Annotated in this window: 12 protein-coding genes; 9 read left to right on the top strand and 3 right to left on the bottom strand. The window is 69.9% G+C overall.

The genetic code is table 11. From position 1 onward, the window contains the following. The first annotated feature begins 77 nt into the window (after window positions 1-77). The 7 genes from rseP to lpxB all read left to right on the top strand — a co-directional run bounded on the left by rseP (window position 78) and on the right by lpxB (window position 8,831). A complete protein-coding gene (rseP, locus tag ACLBX9_RS15270) occupies window positions 78-1,232 on the top strand; it encodes an RIP metalloprotease RseP (RefSeq protein ID WP_010682846.1) in 1,155 nt (384 codons plus the stop codon). Between the two features lie 434 nt (window positions 1,233-1,666). Next, complete coding sequence (bamA, locus tag ACLBX9_RS15265; RefSeq protein ID WP_039892396.1) at window positions 1,667-4,237, top strand: outer membrane protein assembly factor BamA; 2,571 nt, start codon at window positions 1,667-1,669, stop codon at window positions 4,235-4,237. Between the two features lie 52 nt (window positions 4,238-4,289). Beyond that, on the top strand, window positions 4,290-5,348 hold the full coding sequence (gene lpxD, locus ACLBX9_RS15260; protein WP_010682848.1) for a UDP-3-O-(3-hydroxymyristoyl)glucosamine N-acyltransferase: 1,059 nt from the start codon (window positions 4,290-4,292) through the stop codon (window positions 5,346-5,348). Window positions 5,349-5,508: 160 nt separating this feature from the next. After that, complete coding sequence (gene fabZ, locus ACLBX9_RS15255) at window positions 5,509-5,985, top strand: 3-hydroxyacyl-ACP dehydratase FabZ (RefSeq protein ID WP_010682849.1); 477 nt, start codon at window positions 5,509-5,511, stop codon at window positions 5,983-5,985. Next, entirely contained in the window at window positions 5,982-6,800 is an 819-nt protein-coding gene (gene lpxA, locus ACLBX9_RS15250) for an acyl-ACP--UDP-N-acetylglucosamine O-acyltransferase (RefSeq protein WP_447719512.1), read from the top strand. The genes fabZ and lpxA overlap by 4 nt, the downstream gene beginning before the upstream one ends. A gap of 7 nt (window positions 6,801-6,807) precedes the next feature. Then, window positions 6,808-7,671 carry an LpxI family protein gene (locus ACLBX9_RS15245; RefSeq protein ID WP_447719536.1) on the top strand — a complete coding sequence of 288 codons (864 nt, stop codon included), beginning with the start codon at window positions 6,808-6,810 and terminating at the stop codon, window positions 7,669-7,671. Continuing rightward, on the top strand, window positions 7,668-8,831 hold the full coding sequence (lpxB, locus tag ACLBX9_RS15240) for a lipid-A-disaccharide synthase (protein ID WP_447719511.1): 1,164 nt from the start codon (window positions 7,668-7,670) through the stop codon (window positions 8,829-8,831). The genes ACLBX9_RS15245 and lpxB overlap by 4 nt, the downstream gene beginning before the upstream one ends. 25 nt (window positions 8,832-8,856) lie before the next feature. On the opposite strand, the gene ACLBX9_RS15235 is transcribed toward lpxB, so the two are convergent. Both ACLBX9_RS15235 and ACLBX9_RS15230 read right to left on the bottom strand, forming a co-directional pair. Beyond that, window positions 8,857-9,507, bottom strand: coding sequence for a peptidase inhibitor family I36 protein (locus tag ACLBX9_RS15235; protein WP_447719535.1), 651 nt, complete (start codon window positions 9,505-9,507; stop codon window positions 8,857-8,859). Window positions 9,508-9,529: 22 nt separating this feature from the next. After that, window positions 9,530-10,162: a 2OG-Fe(II) oxygenase gene (locus tag ACLBX9_RS15230; RefSeq protein ID WP_010682854.1), complete on the bottom strand. Its 633-nt coding sequence runs from the start codon at window positions 10,160-10,162 to the stop codon at window positions 9,530-9,532. Between the two features lie 307 nt (window positions 10,163-10,469). Between ACLBX9_RS15230 and ACLBX9_RS15225 the strand changes: the two genes are divergently transcribed. After that, on the top strand, window positions 10,470-10,790 hold the full coding sequence (locus ACLBX9_RS15225; protein WP_447719510.1) for a hypothetical protein: 321 nt from the start codon (window positions 10,470-10,472) through the stop codon (window positions 10,788-10,790). A gap of 152 nt (window positions 10,791-10,942) precedes the next feature. After that, complete coding sequence (locus ACLBX9_RS15220; protein ID WP_447719509.1) at window positions 10,943-13,054, top strand: ABC transporter ATP-binding protein/permease; 2,112 nt, start codon at window positions 10,943-10,945, stop codon at window positions 13,052-13,054. Between the two features lie 209 nt (window positions 13,055-13,263). On the opposite strand, the gene eda is transcribed toward ACLBX9_RS15220, so the two are convergent. Further along, window positions 13,264-13,899: a bifunctional 4-hydroxy-2-oxoglutarate aldolase/2-dehydro-3-deoxy-phosphogluconate aldolase gene (gene eda / locus ACLBX9_RS15215; protein WP_447719508.1), complete on the bottom strand. Its 636-nt coding sequence runs from the start codon at window positions 13,897-13,899 to the stop codon at window positions 13,264-13,266. Window positions 13,900-13,913 lie beyond the last annotated feature (14 nt).

The following is a 13,913-nucleotide window of genomic DNA, read 5'->3' as shown; positions in this document are numbered from 1 at the left end:
GTCGGCTGCCCCGATCTGCTAAACAGGTCGGATGGTCGGCCCAGAATGCCGGCGCGGATACGGCCAGGAAACGGCGCATGGACTTCCTCAACGCGATGGGCGGGACCGCCGGCGGCTTCTTCGGTGCCGTGATCCCATTCCTGTTCGTGCTCACCGTCGTGGTCTTCGTCCACGAGATGGGTCACTTCCTGGTCGGCCGCTGGTGCGGCGTCGGCGTCCACGCGTTCTCGCTCGGCTTCGGGCCCGAGCTGTTCGGCTTCAACGACCGCCGCGGCACCCGTTGGAAGCTCTGCGCCATCCCGCTCGGCGGCTACGTGAAGTTCCACGGCGACGCCAACGGCGCCAGCATGCCCGATCCCGAGACCGTCGCACGGATGAGCCCGCAGGAACGGGCGATCAGCTTCCCGACGCAGCCGGTGGGCAAGCGCGCCGCGATCGTCGCCGCCGGCCCGGCGGCGAACTTCATCCTGGCGATCCTGCTGTTCGCCGGCGCGATCTGGCTCGGCGGCCGCTACGAGTTGCCCGCCCGCGTGTCCTCGGTGGAGCCGAACAGCGTCGCCGCCCAGGCCGGCTTCCAGCCCGGCGACGTGATCACCGCCATCGACGGCGAGAAGATCGGCGATTTCAACGCCATGTACCGGACCGTGACGGGCAGCGCCGGAACACCGCTGACCTTCACGGTGGAACGCGACGACAAGCCGATCACCATCCAGGCGACGCCCGCGACCTTCGAGGAGAAGACCCCGTTCGGCCGCCACCGGATCGGACGGCTCGGCATCCGCTCGCCCGCCGGATCGGAGGCCCGCCTCGTGCGCTACGGGGCGCTCGACTCGCTGAACCTTGGCGTGAAGGAGACGTACTTCGTCGTCGAGCGCACCTTCTCGTACCTCGGCAAGCTCGTAACCGGACGGGAATCCGCTGACCAGCTCTCCGGCCCGATCGGCATCGCCCGGGTCTCCGGGGAGGTCGCCAAGACCGGCGGCGTCGGCGGTCTGGTCGGGCTCATCGCGCTGCTTTCCGTGTCGATCGGCCTCCTGAACCTCTTCCCCGTGCCGCTCCTCGATGGCGGCCATCTCCTATTCTACGCCTTCGAGGTGGTGCGCGGCCGGCCGCTCAGCGAGCGCGCCCAGGAGATCGGCTTCCGGATCGGCCTCGCCCTCGTGCTGATGCTGATGCTGTTCGCCGCCTGGAACGACATCCTCAATCTCGGCGCCTCCTGGCGGAATACCTGACCGGGGTTATCGGCCGGCCCTCCGGCGCGGCTGGGCATTCTGTCCGGCCCGCACGGGAAAGGATGCCTCAATCCCGCCGCGATCCCGCCGGGACCATGCCCGGATCGGGTCTCGGAGGCGGCACAGAACAGCGTTAAGACGGTCTTCATGCGATCGGCGGCGGGTGTGAAATCGCCCGCTGCCGCAAGCGTTTACGCGATCTTCACCATGATCCGCGGTTTGCCCACAGGCTGAGCGGACCGTTAAGTGGCGCGAAGGCCACGACCCGGCAAAATCCCCTGACGATGGCCTCCCGCGCGTTTGCTTGGCAGGGGAATCCCGCTAAGAGCTACGCTTGGACCGAAGCCACGCTTGGACCAGGTGACGGGACGGCCGATCAACGGTCGCCCGTGACGGGCTTAACCCCCGCGACCAGAACAGAAACGGGCGATTGCATGATGTCGTTGACGGGGAAGCCCCGACGCAAGTCGGTGCGGAAAACCATCGTCCTAGTCACCGCGGGTCTTGGCGTCGTCCTGAGCGGGGCCGCTCAGGCGCAGCAGATCGTCGTCCAGGGCAACCAGCGCGTCGATGCCGACACGATCCGGTCCTACGTGACCGGGACGGCGTCCGGCTCCGCCGAGGAGGCCCGCCGCAACCTGCTCGCGAGCGGGATGTTCTCGGACGTGCGCGTGGCGCAGTCCGGCGGCCGCACGGTCGTCACCGTCCGCGAGAACAACCTGATCAACCGGGTGGTGTTCGAGGGCAACAAGAAGGTCGAAAAGGCGACTCTGGAAGGGATCGTCGAGGCCAAGGCGCGCGGCCCGTACAGCGAGGCGATCATCAACGCCGACCTCGCCCGCATCCGCGACGTCTACAAGCGCTTCGGTCGCGGCACCGCCAAGGTGACCTACCGCACGGTCGACCTGCCGAACGGCCGCGTCGACGTGATCTACCAGATCGACGAGGGCGATAAGACCGGCATCATCTCGATCAACTTCGTCGGCAACAACGCCTACTCGGACCGGACGCTGAAGGGGCTGATGAGCTCCTCGGAGATGAACTTCCTGTCGTTCATCAAGACCTCCGACGTTTACGATCCGGATCGCATCACCAACGACCTCGACCAGGTTCGCCGCTACTACCTCAAGAACGGCTATGCCGACTTCCAGGTGGTGAACGCGGACGCGCGCTACGTCGAGGGCGAGACTTCCGGCTACGTCATCACCATCACGGTGAACGAGGGCGAGCAGTACAAGGTCGGCGCGGTCTCGGTGGATTCGCGTCTCCCCGGTCTCGACACCACACGGCTCGACGGCAACGTCTCCGCCGCCGTGGGCGATGTGTACAACGCCGACGACGTGGAGAAGACGCTCAACAACGTCACCCGCGAGGTGAACCGCGCCGGCTATCCCTTCGCGCAGGTCCGTCCGACCGGCCAGCGCGACCCGGTCAACCACCAGGTCTCTCTCGGCTTCGTGGTCGAGGACGGCCCGCACGTCTACGTCGAGCGCATCAACATCCGCGGCAACACCCGCACCCGCGATTACGTCATCCGGCGCGAGCTCGATATCGCGGAAGGCGACGCCTACAACCGCGTGCTCACTGACCGCGCCGAGCGGCGCCTGAACGGTCTCGGCTTCTTCAAGAAGGTCCGGTTCTCCAACGAGCCTGGCTCCGCCCCCGACCGCGTGGTGATCAACATCGACGTCGAGGATCAGCCCACGGGTTCGTTCTCGGTGGCGGGCGGCTACTCCACCCAGGACGGCATCATCGGCGAGGTCTCGGTCTCCGAGTCGAACTTCCTCGGCCGCGGCCAGTATGTCCGCCTCGCCGGCACGGGCGGCCAGTACTCGCGCGGCGTCGATTTCTCGTTCACCGAGCCGTACTTCCTCGGCTACCGGCTCGCGGCCGGCTTCGACGCTTTCTACAAGTACTCCGATCTGACCCGGTACTCGCGCTACGAGACCACGGTGTATGGCGGCCAGCTCCGCCTCGGCCTGCCGATCACCGAGGAGTTCGGCATCACGCTGCGCTACTCGCTGTACAACACCGAGCTGAAGGTCCCGAACACGCTCAAGCGGCCGTACAACGACTGCTCGGTGCCGATCCCCGGCTACACGGCGGTCTACGCTGGCGGTACGATCGATCCGAACACGGGCCGGAACATCGGCGGTCAAGCCCTCTACCCGAACTGCGCCTACGACGGCGAAGCCTCGATCGCCATCAAGGGCTCGCAGGGCAACACGTTGACCTCGCTGGCTGGTCTGACGCTCGCCTACTCCACCCTCGACGTGATCGGCGCGCCGCGTAACGGTCTCTACGCCGAGCTGAAGCCCGACGTGGCAGGCCTGGGCGGCGACTCCAAGTTCTTCCGCGTGACCGCCGACGCGCGGTACTACAAGGAGCTCTTCGAGGACGTGGTCGGCTTCGTCCGCTTCCAGGGCGGCCACATCGAGTCGATCGACGGCAAGCCCCTGCGCGTGACCGACGAGTTCTTCCTCGGCCCGTCGCTGGTCCGCGGCTTCGCGCCGAACGGCATCGGCCCGCGCGACGTCGGCATCGCCGACGCCCGCTCGAACGCGATCGGCGGCTCGACCTACATCGGCGGTACCCTCGAGGTGCAGTTCCCGCTGCCGCTCGTCCCGCGCGACCTGGGCCTGAAGGGCGCGGTCTTCGCCGATGCCGGCACGCTGTTCGGCTATCACAGCCGGCGCGCCTTCGACGTGAACGGCGACGGCTTCATCAACGGCACCGCGCCGCAGACCGGGCGATGCAACTTCTCGGCCTTCACCATCGGCGTCGAGCCGGAATGCGTGAACGTCCGCGACACCGCCGCGATCCGTTCGTCCATCGGCGCGTCCATCCTGTGGAACTCGCCACTCGGCCCGATCCGGTTCGACTACGCCTACGCCCTCACCAAGGACGAGGGTCAGTCGATCTACGTGCCCCTGCTGGGCAAGGTCGGCCATATCGGCAAGGATCAGACCCAGGCGTTCCGCTTCTCCGGCGGCTCGCGCTTCTGATAAAAACCTCGCGCGTCGGCCGGATCTATCTCCGGCCGGCGCGTTGGTGCGCATGTCAGATCCCGTCTTCTTCACTGCTGCCGTTGGCCTCACCCTGGCCGAGATAGCGGCCGCCGCGGGCGCGGCCCTTCCGGAAGGGGCGGATCCGGAGCACCGGCTCGCCGGTGCCGCGTCGCTCGAGAGCGCCGGCCCGCAGCACCTCGCCTACATGGACAACGCCCGTTACGGCGAAGCCCTCGCCGCCACGCGGGCCGGCGCCTGTCTGGTCTCGCCGCGCTTCGCGGCGCGCTGTCCCGGCGGCACGATCGCTCTCGTCAGCCGCGACCCTTACCGCGCCTACGCGGCGCTGCTCGGCCGCCTGCATCCCGATGCGCTCCGTCCCGGCTCGCAATTCGCAGCCCGCGGCGTCGCGCCGGGGGCCCATGTCCACTCGGAGGCGCGGCTGGAAGAGGGGGTCACGGTCGATCCCGGGGCGGTGATCGGGCCGGGCGCCGAGATCGGAGCCGGTACGGTGATCGGCCCGAACGCGGTGATCGGCCCCGGCGTGCGCATCGGCCGGGATTGCGCGATCGGGGCCGGCACGACCCTCAGCCACGCGCTCCTCGGAAACCGGGTGATCCTCCACCCCGGCGCCCGGGTCGGCCAGGACGGATTCGGCTTCGCCATGGGCGCCACCCATCTGAAGGTGCCGCAGGTCGGCCGGGTGATCGTCCAGGACGACGTCGAGATCGGCGCCAACACCACGATCGACCGGGGCGCCTCGCGCGACACCGTCATCGGCGAGGGCACCAAGATCGACAACCTCGTGCAGATCGCCCACAACGTGGTGATCGGCCGGCACTGCGTGATCGTGTCGGGGGTCGGGATCTCGGGCTCGACCACGCTGGAGGATTACGTCGTCCTCGGCGGGCAGGTCGGCGTCGTCGGCCATCTGCGGATCGGCCGCGGCTCGCAGATCGCGGGTTCCTCCAACGTCAATCGGGACGTGCCCCCGGGCAGCCGCTGGGGCGGCACGCCCGCCAAGCCTGTGCGCGCGTGGTTCCGCGAATTGACGACGCTGGCCCGCCTCGCGGAGCGGTCCGGGAAGGCCGGGGCGGACGACGAGGCCTGAGACGCAGGCCGCCGATGTGTGCCGCACGCCTCCCGCTGTGTCGCCGACCGGTCCGGAAGGTCTTGCGCTTCCGGCGATTTCTTCCGAAGAGGGCGGTCCGTTCGCCGTCGGCGGCCGGAGGTCAGGCCGCCCGGAGCGGCACGTCGAGGTGCGGATTCAGATGAGTGAGGCGGCGCGCGAGACCGGCGGTGAGCTGGGCACAGCCGATATCCAGACATTGCTGGAGTTGCTGCCGCACCGCTACCCGTTCCTCATGGTGGACCGCATCGTCGAGATCGACGGTGACGAATCCTGCGTCGGCATCAAGAACGTCACCGCCAACGAGCCGCAATTCATGGGGCACTTTCCGGAGCTGCCGGTCTTCCCCGGCGTGCTCCTGATCGAGGGCATGGCGCAGACGGCGGGCGCGATCTGCTGTCGTCACATCCGGACGGACGAGCTGCGCACCAAGCAGGTGTTCTTCATGACCATCGACAAGTGCAAGTTCCGCAAGCCCGTCACGCCCGGCGACCAGGTGCGCTTCCACATGAAGAAGACGAACCAGCGCCGGACCATGTGGTGGTTCCGCGGCGAGGCCCGGGTCGACGGCACGCTGGTGGCCGAGGCTGAGATCGGCGCCATGCTGGTGACGGAGTGAGCGCGCCCTTCATCCATCCGAGCGCGGTGGTCGAGCCGGGCGCCGCGATCGGCGACGGGAGCCGGATCGGTCCCTTCTGCCACGTCGGGCCCGAGGTCGTGCTCGGTCCGGATTGCGAGCTCAACAGCCACGTGGTGGTGGCGGGCCGAACCACGATCGGGCCCCGCACCCGGATCTTCCCGTTCGCGTCGATCGGGCACCCGCCGCAGGACCTCAAATACCGGGGCGAGGCCTCCACGCTCACGATCGGGTCCGACTGCCTGATCCGTGAGGGCGTCACCATGAATCCCGGCACCAGCGGCGGCGGCCTGGAGACCACGGTCGGCGACCACTGCACCTTCCTGGCGAACTCCCATGTCGGCCACGACTGTCGGGTCGGCGATCACGTGATCTTCTCCAACAACGTGATGCTGGCGGGCCACTGCTCGGTGGGCGATTACGCGATCCTCGGCGGCGGCGCCGCCGTGATCCAGTTCGCCCGAGTCGGGGCGCACGCCTTCGTGGGCGGCCTCTCGGGCCTGGAGAACGACTGCATTCCCTACGGGATGGTGCTCGGCAACCGGGCGACCCTGTCGGGGCTCAACATCATCGGGCTGCAGCGGCGCGGCTTTGCCCGGGAGGACATCCACGCCTTGCGGCGGGCCTACCGCCTGCTCTTCGCCCCGGAGGGCACGCTGATGGAGCGCGTCGAGGACGTGGCCGCGACCTTCGAGTCCCACGCGGCCGTGCGGGAGATCCTCGATTTCATCCGCAGCGGTGGCAAGCGCTCGATCTGCACGCCGCGCGAGGTGCCGACCCCGATCAGCGCCGCCTGAGGGGCGGATCGTGCCGGCCGATCCCAAGCCCGGAGAGGCCCTCGTCCTCATCGCCGGGGCCGGGCGCCTGCCGGAACTCGTCGCCGAATCCCTGCGCCGGGCCCAACGGCCGTTCCGCGTGATCGCCCTGCGCGGCTTCACCGGGCAGGCCCTGCAGGCCAGCGCCGACGCCACCGTCGATCTCCTGGACCTCGCCGCGACCCTGAAGCTGCTGCGGCGCTGGGGGCCGGCCGTGGTTGTGCCGGCGGGCGGCGTCTCCCGCCCGAGCCCGGCCGCCATCCTCAATGCCGGCGCGGCGCTGCGCAACCGCGAGGCCCTGCGGGCGATCGCGGGCGGTGGGGACGACCGCCTCCTGCGCGCCGCCCTGGCCCTCGTCGAGGAGGAGGGGCACCGGGTCCTCGGCGTCCACGAGGCGGCGCCGGACCTGCTCTGCCCGGACGGTCCGATCGGGCGGCGTTCACCCGATGCGGCGGCGGCGGCGTCGATCCGCACCGGCCGCGGCGTCCTGGACGCACTCTCACCCTACGATCTCGGTCAGGCCGTCACGGTGGCGGGAGAACGGGTGCTGGCGGTGGAGGGCCCCGAAGGTACCGACCGGATGCTCGCCCGCGCACGCGCCCTCGGACGCCGCCCGTTCGGTCGGGGGCGTCCGCTCCCCGCCACGGTGCTGGTGAAGGCACCCAAGATCGGTCAGGACCTGCGCGTCGACCTGCCGGCGATCGGGCCGCGCACGGTGCGCAACGCCGCGAAAGCCGGCTGCGTGGGCCTCGCGCTGGAGGCGGGCGGCACCCTGGTGATCGACCGGGCCGCCACCGCCGCGGAGGCCGACCGCCTCGGGCTGTTCGTCGTCGGCTACGGCAGCGCCCCGTGAGCGCCGCCCGGTCCCGCACCATCTGGCTCGTCGCCGGCGAGGATTCCGGCGATCAGCTCGGCGCCAAGCTGATGCGGGCGCTGCGCGCGGCGGCGCCGGACACGACCTTCGGCGGCGTCGGCGGCGAGGCGATGGCCGAGGCCGGGCTCGTCTCCCTGTTCCCCCTCGATGACGTGGCGGTCATGGGCTACCTGCCGGTGCTCGCCCGGGCCCGGACGCTCCTGCGGCGCATCCGCGAGACCGTGGCAGCGGCGGTGCGCGCCCGGCCGGACGTGCTGGTGATCATCGACAGTCCCGGCTTCACCCACGCGGTGGCGCGGCGGGTGCGCAAGGCGGCGCCCGGCATCCCCATCGTCGATTACGTCTCGCCGAGCGTCTGGGCGTGGCGCCCCTGGCGGGCGAAGGGCATGCGCCCCTTCATCGACCATGTCATGGCGCTTCTTCCCTTCGAGCCGGACGCGCATCTGCGTCTGGGCGGACCGCCCTGCACCTATGTCGGACACCCGCTGATCGAGCGCCTCGCGGAGCTGCGCCCGGGAGGTCCGGAGCAGCGCACCCGCGACGCCGGCCCGCACAGCCTCGTGGTGCTGCCCGGGTCGCGCCGGTCCGAGATCGAGCGGCTGATGCCGGTCTTCGGGCAGGTGCTGGAGCGTGTGTCCCGCGCCCATCCGGTCGAGGCGGTTCTGCCGGCCGTGACGCGCCACCGCGGTCTCGTCGAGCGCCTCGCGGCGGCGTGGCCGGTGCCGGCGCGGATCGTCACCGGCGAGGCGCCGAAATACGCCGCGTTTCGGGGCGCCCGCGCGGCGCTCGCCGCCTCCGGCACAGTGACGCTCGAACTGGCGCTCGCGGGCGTGCCGATGGTCGTCGCCTACAAGGTCTCGCGGACGGAGGAGTTCATCGCCCGCCGGCTCATCCAGGTCCCCAGCATCGTGCTGCCGAACCTGATCCTCGGTGAGAACGCCGTGCCGGAATTCGTCCAGGCGGAGTGCGCGCCGACGACCCTCGCTCAGGCGCTGTTGCCCCTGTTGACGGAGGGCGCTCCCCGCGACGCGCAGCTCGCCGCCCTCGCCCGGATCGACGGGCGGATGAGGCTCCCGGACAACGACACGCCGAGCCGCGCCGCCGCGCGGATCGTCCTCCGGGCGTCGGAGGGACGGTGAGGCCGCAGAACTCGAATGGACGACGTCAGCCTGTGCGCCGGCCGCAACGCACGTAGGTGGTGCTGCCGCGGTTGCTCGACCACGTCAGGTGGTCGCCGTCCACCATCAGGCGAACCTGCGAGGACCAGCGCCGGCCACGATCGGTGCAGTCGGCAACCGTGACCCAGGCGTTTCCGGTGCGGCGCGTGTCGTGGAAGGTGCAGAGGGTTCGGCCGGCCCTCGCGTGATCCGGGGTGATCGTCGCGGGGATGTAGCCGCGCCGCCGCGAGGGAGCTCCGCAGGCTCCGGGTGTCGGACCCCATACGCCGACATACTCTGCACTCGTCGGGGAACTGACCGCGGCACCGGCGGCCGCCGGCGCGGACCGTGCGAGTTGAGCGGGTGCCGCCGCCGGGTCGGCCGGCGCGGGTGCGGGAACGGACGACTCCGGGGCGCTGCGCGCGGGTGCATCCAGCAGGACCACGCGGCGGGCTGCCGCCTGCTGCTCCGAGGGCATATCGATGGAGGGCGCCGCGCCGACTGATGGACTGCGGAACGGCAGATCCTCCGTCAGGTAGGCCGCGCTGTAGGCGAACAGGCCGAGCCAGCCGGCGATCAGCAGAACCGGCACGGCGTAGCGACGCCTGGAGCCGGGACGCGTCCCGCCGCCTGGATCCGCCAGCACCAATGCCCCCATGGTCACCCCCCCGGTCGTCCGGTCAGCGGCCGAAGATCCCCTTCAGGAACTGAGCCGTCCGGTTGCGCTTGCGCTTGCGCTCCAGCTCCGACGCGTCCTTGAGCCACGCGACCTGGACGACGCGCCGCTCGCCCTCGAACGGCTCGTGACCGTGCCAGGAATTGTCCGCCCGCAGAAATGCGAACATCGTGCCCATGGTGGGCGGCACCTCCACCGCGAAGGGCTCGTAGTTCCGCCCGTCGTACAGCACCCGGAGCCGGCCGGCGGCCGGGGCGTCCCAGGCGTCGTTCATGTAGACGAGGAGCGTCAACACCTTCGAGGGGCCGTCCGTGTGGATCGAGCCGTACTTGAGCTGGCTGCGCCGCATGATCGTGGTGAGGCGCGGACACGAGACGAGGTCGATTCCGAACTTCTCGCCGAGGATTTCCGAGAACGCGTCGCTCTCCAGCTCGTCGATCAGCGCCTTGAAGCGACCCTTCAGGGCCACCTCATCCACCGTGAGGTAGCCGGGCTTGGCGATGTCGGGGAAGTCGCGGCGGATGTCGTCGATCGCCTCCGGGTTCAGCACGTTGGTGCCGAGCGCGTAGGCGTAGGGTTCGCGGGAAACGGGAGCGGCGCGCACCGCCGAGACGTCGAGGATCGAGAGGGCGGACATCGTGGGGGTCCCTTGGCTCCGGCTGGCGTCTCCGGCAGGCGATCTCCGGCCCGCCGCACGCCACGACGCGTGCCGGAAGGCCGGTCGGGCGGGGCATGCCGAGGCCGCCTGCGCCGAACCTCCGCGCTCACGCCGGCGCGGCCCCGCACGGCGGTCCCGGGAATCTCATAATCCGCCGATTGCGGCGGTCCCACGGCGAAAGCGGCCCGGTGGCGCATTCCGGTGACAGTCTCGGGCCGCCGGCTTGTGCAGGATGGCGCCGAGCTCGTGGGCATTCTTCCCGGGCACGTGTTGGAACCCGTTGTTGATGAGGCCGCTGGTCCTCGCCCTGCTGTGCGCCCACCTTGCCGCCGTCGCGACCGGGGTGGATGCGTTCGCCCAGTCGCGGCCGCCGCGCGGGTCGTCGCCCACGGCCCGGATGACCTGCGCCGAGGCGATGGCGCTGGTGAAGGGCGAGGGGGACGTCGTGATCGCCACCGGCGGCCCTCCGGAGCGTTTCGTCAGTGGGCCCGGCCGCTGCGGCGGCTCGGAGATCGCCGAGCTGCGCTTCGTGCCGACCCGCGACAATCCGCAATGCCCGATCGGCTATCATTGCCGCGAGCCCGGCTTCGAAGAGTGGAACTGGTAGGCGTGCAGCCGGTGTAAATCGCCGCACGCACGGAACGTGACCAAAGTTTCACGCGACAGCGCGGGCCACGTGCCCTTATCTCGCCATCACCCGGGGCCAAGGCCGCCGGGTTGCGCCCCCTGCCGGGCGCGGACGGGATGGGGGATCGACGCGTGGCAGCACTCAGGACCGGACTGGGGATCCAGGCCGTGCTCACGGCCCTGGCCGCGCTGATCCTGCTGGCATTCCCCGGTATCCCGAGCCCGCCGCTCTACGTCTCGCTCGCCGGCTTCGCGCTTGCCGGGATCCTGATCGCCTCGAACGGCATCTCGGCCTACCTGAAGGTCTTCGTGTCGGTCTACGGCGTCGGCTACCTGCTGCTCGCCGGATCGAAGACCATCGCGGCCATGGGCCTGCTGCCGCCGGTGATCGCGGCCCTCCTGCCGCCGGCCTTCGCCGCCACCGGCGCGGTGGTCTTCGCCGCCATCGTGCTGGGCATCTCGTATCTCGAGCCGATCCGCGCCATCACCAACATCGCCGACCCGTATTTCGCCAACCGTGACAAGCCGACCAAGGAGATCGGCCTGTTCCGCTGGTTCGGCACCACCGAGGGCCGGATCGGCCGCAACCTCGTGGCGCTCTCGATCTTCGTGAACTTCGCCGACGTGGCGCTGACGCTGCGGTTCAACTTCTTCTACCGCGATATCTACAACTCCCTGCAGGAGTACGACGCCAACGCCTTCTGGTACCAGCTCCTCTGGGTGTTCGTGCCGCTGGCCACGCTGAACATCGCCATCGGCATGTTCGACCTGTTCGTGGATTCCTCGCTGCTGATCCGCTGGCGAACGTGGCTGACCCACAGCCTTTACGAGCGCTGGCTCGGCAACGGCACGCATTACCGGATCCCGTTCACCGACGAGGAGGCCGACAACCCGGATCAGCGCATCCAGGCCGACGTCAACAGCTTCATCGTGCAGACCACGACGCTGTCGATCCGGCTGCTGAGCCAAGCCGCGCAGCTCGTCTCGTTCATCGTGATCCTCTGGACCCTGTCGCGCGACTTCGTCGTGCCGTTCACCGATGCGGTGATCCCGGGCTTCCTGGTCTGGCTGGTGATCGCCTACGCGGTGGTCGGCACGTGGCTCACCCACCTGATCGGCCGGCCGCTCATCGGGCTCGACTTCCGGCAGGAGCGGGTGGAGGCGGATTTCCGCTTCGCGCTCGCCCGCAACCGCATCTATTCCGAGCAGATCGCGCTGCTGCGCGGCGAGCGCGCCGAGGCCTCGCGGCTGGCGACGCTGTTCCACAGCGTCATCGACAACTACATCGGGATCATCTTCCGCCGCATCAAACTGATCGCCTTCACGTTTAGCTACCGGCAGGCGAGCGTGATCTTCCCGATGGTGCTGGCGGCGCCCTCGTTCTTCGCCAAGAAGATCACCCTGGGCGCGCTTCAGCAGACCTCTCAGGCCTTCAGCCAGGTGCAGAGCTCGCTCTCGTTCTTCGTGGATTCCTACACGACACTCGCCGCCTACAAGGCCAACACCAATCGTCTCGGCTCCTTCCGCCGGGCGATGACCAAGGCCGAGGCGCTGGAGAATGCCGGCTACGGTCTGGTCCAGGGCAACGAGAGCACCGGCGACGTCACCGGGCGCGGACTCGTCCTCGCCCTGCCGGACGGGCGCCCCATCGTCACCGCCGAAACCCTGACGCTGCCGCGCGGCGGCGCGACGCTGGTCACGGGTCCCTCCGGTTCGGGCAAGTCGACCCTGTTCCGGGCGATCGCGGGAATCTGGCCCTTCGGCAAGGGCCGGGTCGACGTGCCCGCCGGCCAATCGGCACTGCTGCTGCCGCAGCGGCCCTACATCCCGCAGGGCACGTTGCGGGGCGCCGTCGTCTACCCGAACACCACCGACCAATTCTCGGATTCGGCCATCCGGGACGCCTTGACCGCGGCGCAGCTCACCCATCTTGTGGATCGCCTCGACGAGACCGATACCTGGGAGCGGCGGCTCTCGGGCGGCGAGCAGCAGCGGCTCGCCATCGCCCGGGCGCTGCTGTCCAAGCCGGAATGGCTGTTCCTCGACGAGGCGACGGCCTCCCTCGACGAGCCCTCCGAGGCGGCGCTCTACCGGATGCTGCGGGAGCGGCTACCCGGCACGACCATCGTGTCGATCGGCCACCGCTCGACCCTCGACGCCTTCCACGACCGCCGCATCACGCTGGAGCCGGAGGGAGGGGTTTTCATTCCGAGGGACCAGAGGCAGCCGCTGCCGGCGGAGTAGAGCGCACCCTGTCCGCTGCTCTCCCTCCCCCCTTTGCGGGGGAGGGTGGCCCGCGAAGCGGGTCGGGAGAGGGGAGCGACGGTGCAGAATTGCGCTCTGTCCGTTGTGCCGGTCGCGCCCTTTCCTGAACCCGGGTTCCCCTCTCCCGACCCCTGCTGACGCAGGGGCCACCCTCCCCCGCAGAGGGGAGAGGGAGTCCGCACGCCAGTTCAGCCGTGTGCCGCCTTCCGCAGTCCCGCGGCGGCCCGAGCCGCCTGCTCGATTGTCGCTGGATCCGGCGTGCCGGGCTTCACCACCCAGCTCCCGCCCACGCAGAGCACCGAGGGGATCCCCAGCCAGTCAGGGGCGCTCAATTCGGTGATCCCGCCCGTCGGGCAGAACCGCACCTGCCCGAACACCGCCGCGTGCGCCCTCAGCGCCTTGATCCCACCCGCGGCCTCGGCCGGGAAGAACTTGAACCGGTCGAGGCCGTGGTCGAGGCCGCGCATGATGTCGGCCGCCGTGGCGACACCCGGCAGGTAGGGCACCCCGTTGGCCTTGGCGGCGTCGGTCAGCGGCTCCGTGAGACCCGGCGAGACGATGAACTCGGCCCCGGCCGCCAGCGCGCTGTCGAGGTCGCGCGGATTGAGCACCGTCCCAGCGCCGACCACCGCGCCCTCGACCCGGGTCATCTCCCGGATGACGTCGAGGGCGGCCGGGGTGCGCAGGGTGACCTCCAGGGCGGTCAGGCCGCCCTTCACAAGGGCCTCGGCGATGGGCCGCGCCTGGGCCACGTCGTCGATCACCAGGACCGGAATGACGGGCACGGAGCGCATCAGCGCGTCGATGCTGGTCAGATCGTTCATGGTCGGCAACTCCC

Source organism: Methylobacterium sp. A49B (assembly GCF_053346215.1).
The sequence above is the reverse complement of the archived record's forward strand: the minus strand, read 5'-3'. Positions and strand labels throughout refer to the sequence as shown.

Coding starts and splice junctions, on each gene's coding strand:
- eda (WP_447719508.1), bottom strand. CDS start 13,899: ATGAACGATCTGACCAGCATCGACGCGCTGATGCGCTCCGTGCCCGTC.
- ACLBX9_RS15230 (WP_010682854.1), bottom strand. CDS start 10,162: ATGTCCGCCCTCTCGATCCTCGACGTCTCGGCGGTGCGCGCCGCTCCC.
- ACLBX9_RS15235 (WP_447719535.1), bottom strand. CDS start 9,507: ATGGGGGCATTGGTGCTGGCGGATCCAGGCGGCGGGACGCGTCCCGGC.
- bamA (WP_039892396.1), top strand. CDS start 1,667: ATGATGTCGTTGACGGGGAAGCCCCGACGCAAGTCGGTGCGGAAAACC.
- rseP (WP_010682846.1), top strand. CDS start 78: ATGGACTTCCTCAACGCGATGGGCGGGACCGCCGGCGGCTTCTTCGGT.
- ACLBX9_RS15225 (WP_447719510.1), top strand. CDS start 10,470: ATGAGGCCGCTGGTCCTCGCCCTGCTGTGCGCCCACCTTGCCGCCGTC.
- fabZ (WP_010682849.1), top strand. CDS start 5,509: ATGAGTGAGGCGGCGCGCGAGACCGGCGGTGAGCTGGGCACAGCCGAT.
- lpxD (WP_010682848.1), top strand. CDS start 4,290: ATGTCAGATCCCGTCTTCTTCACTGCTGCCGTTGGCCTCACCCTGGCC.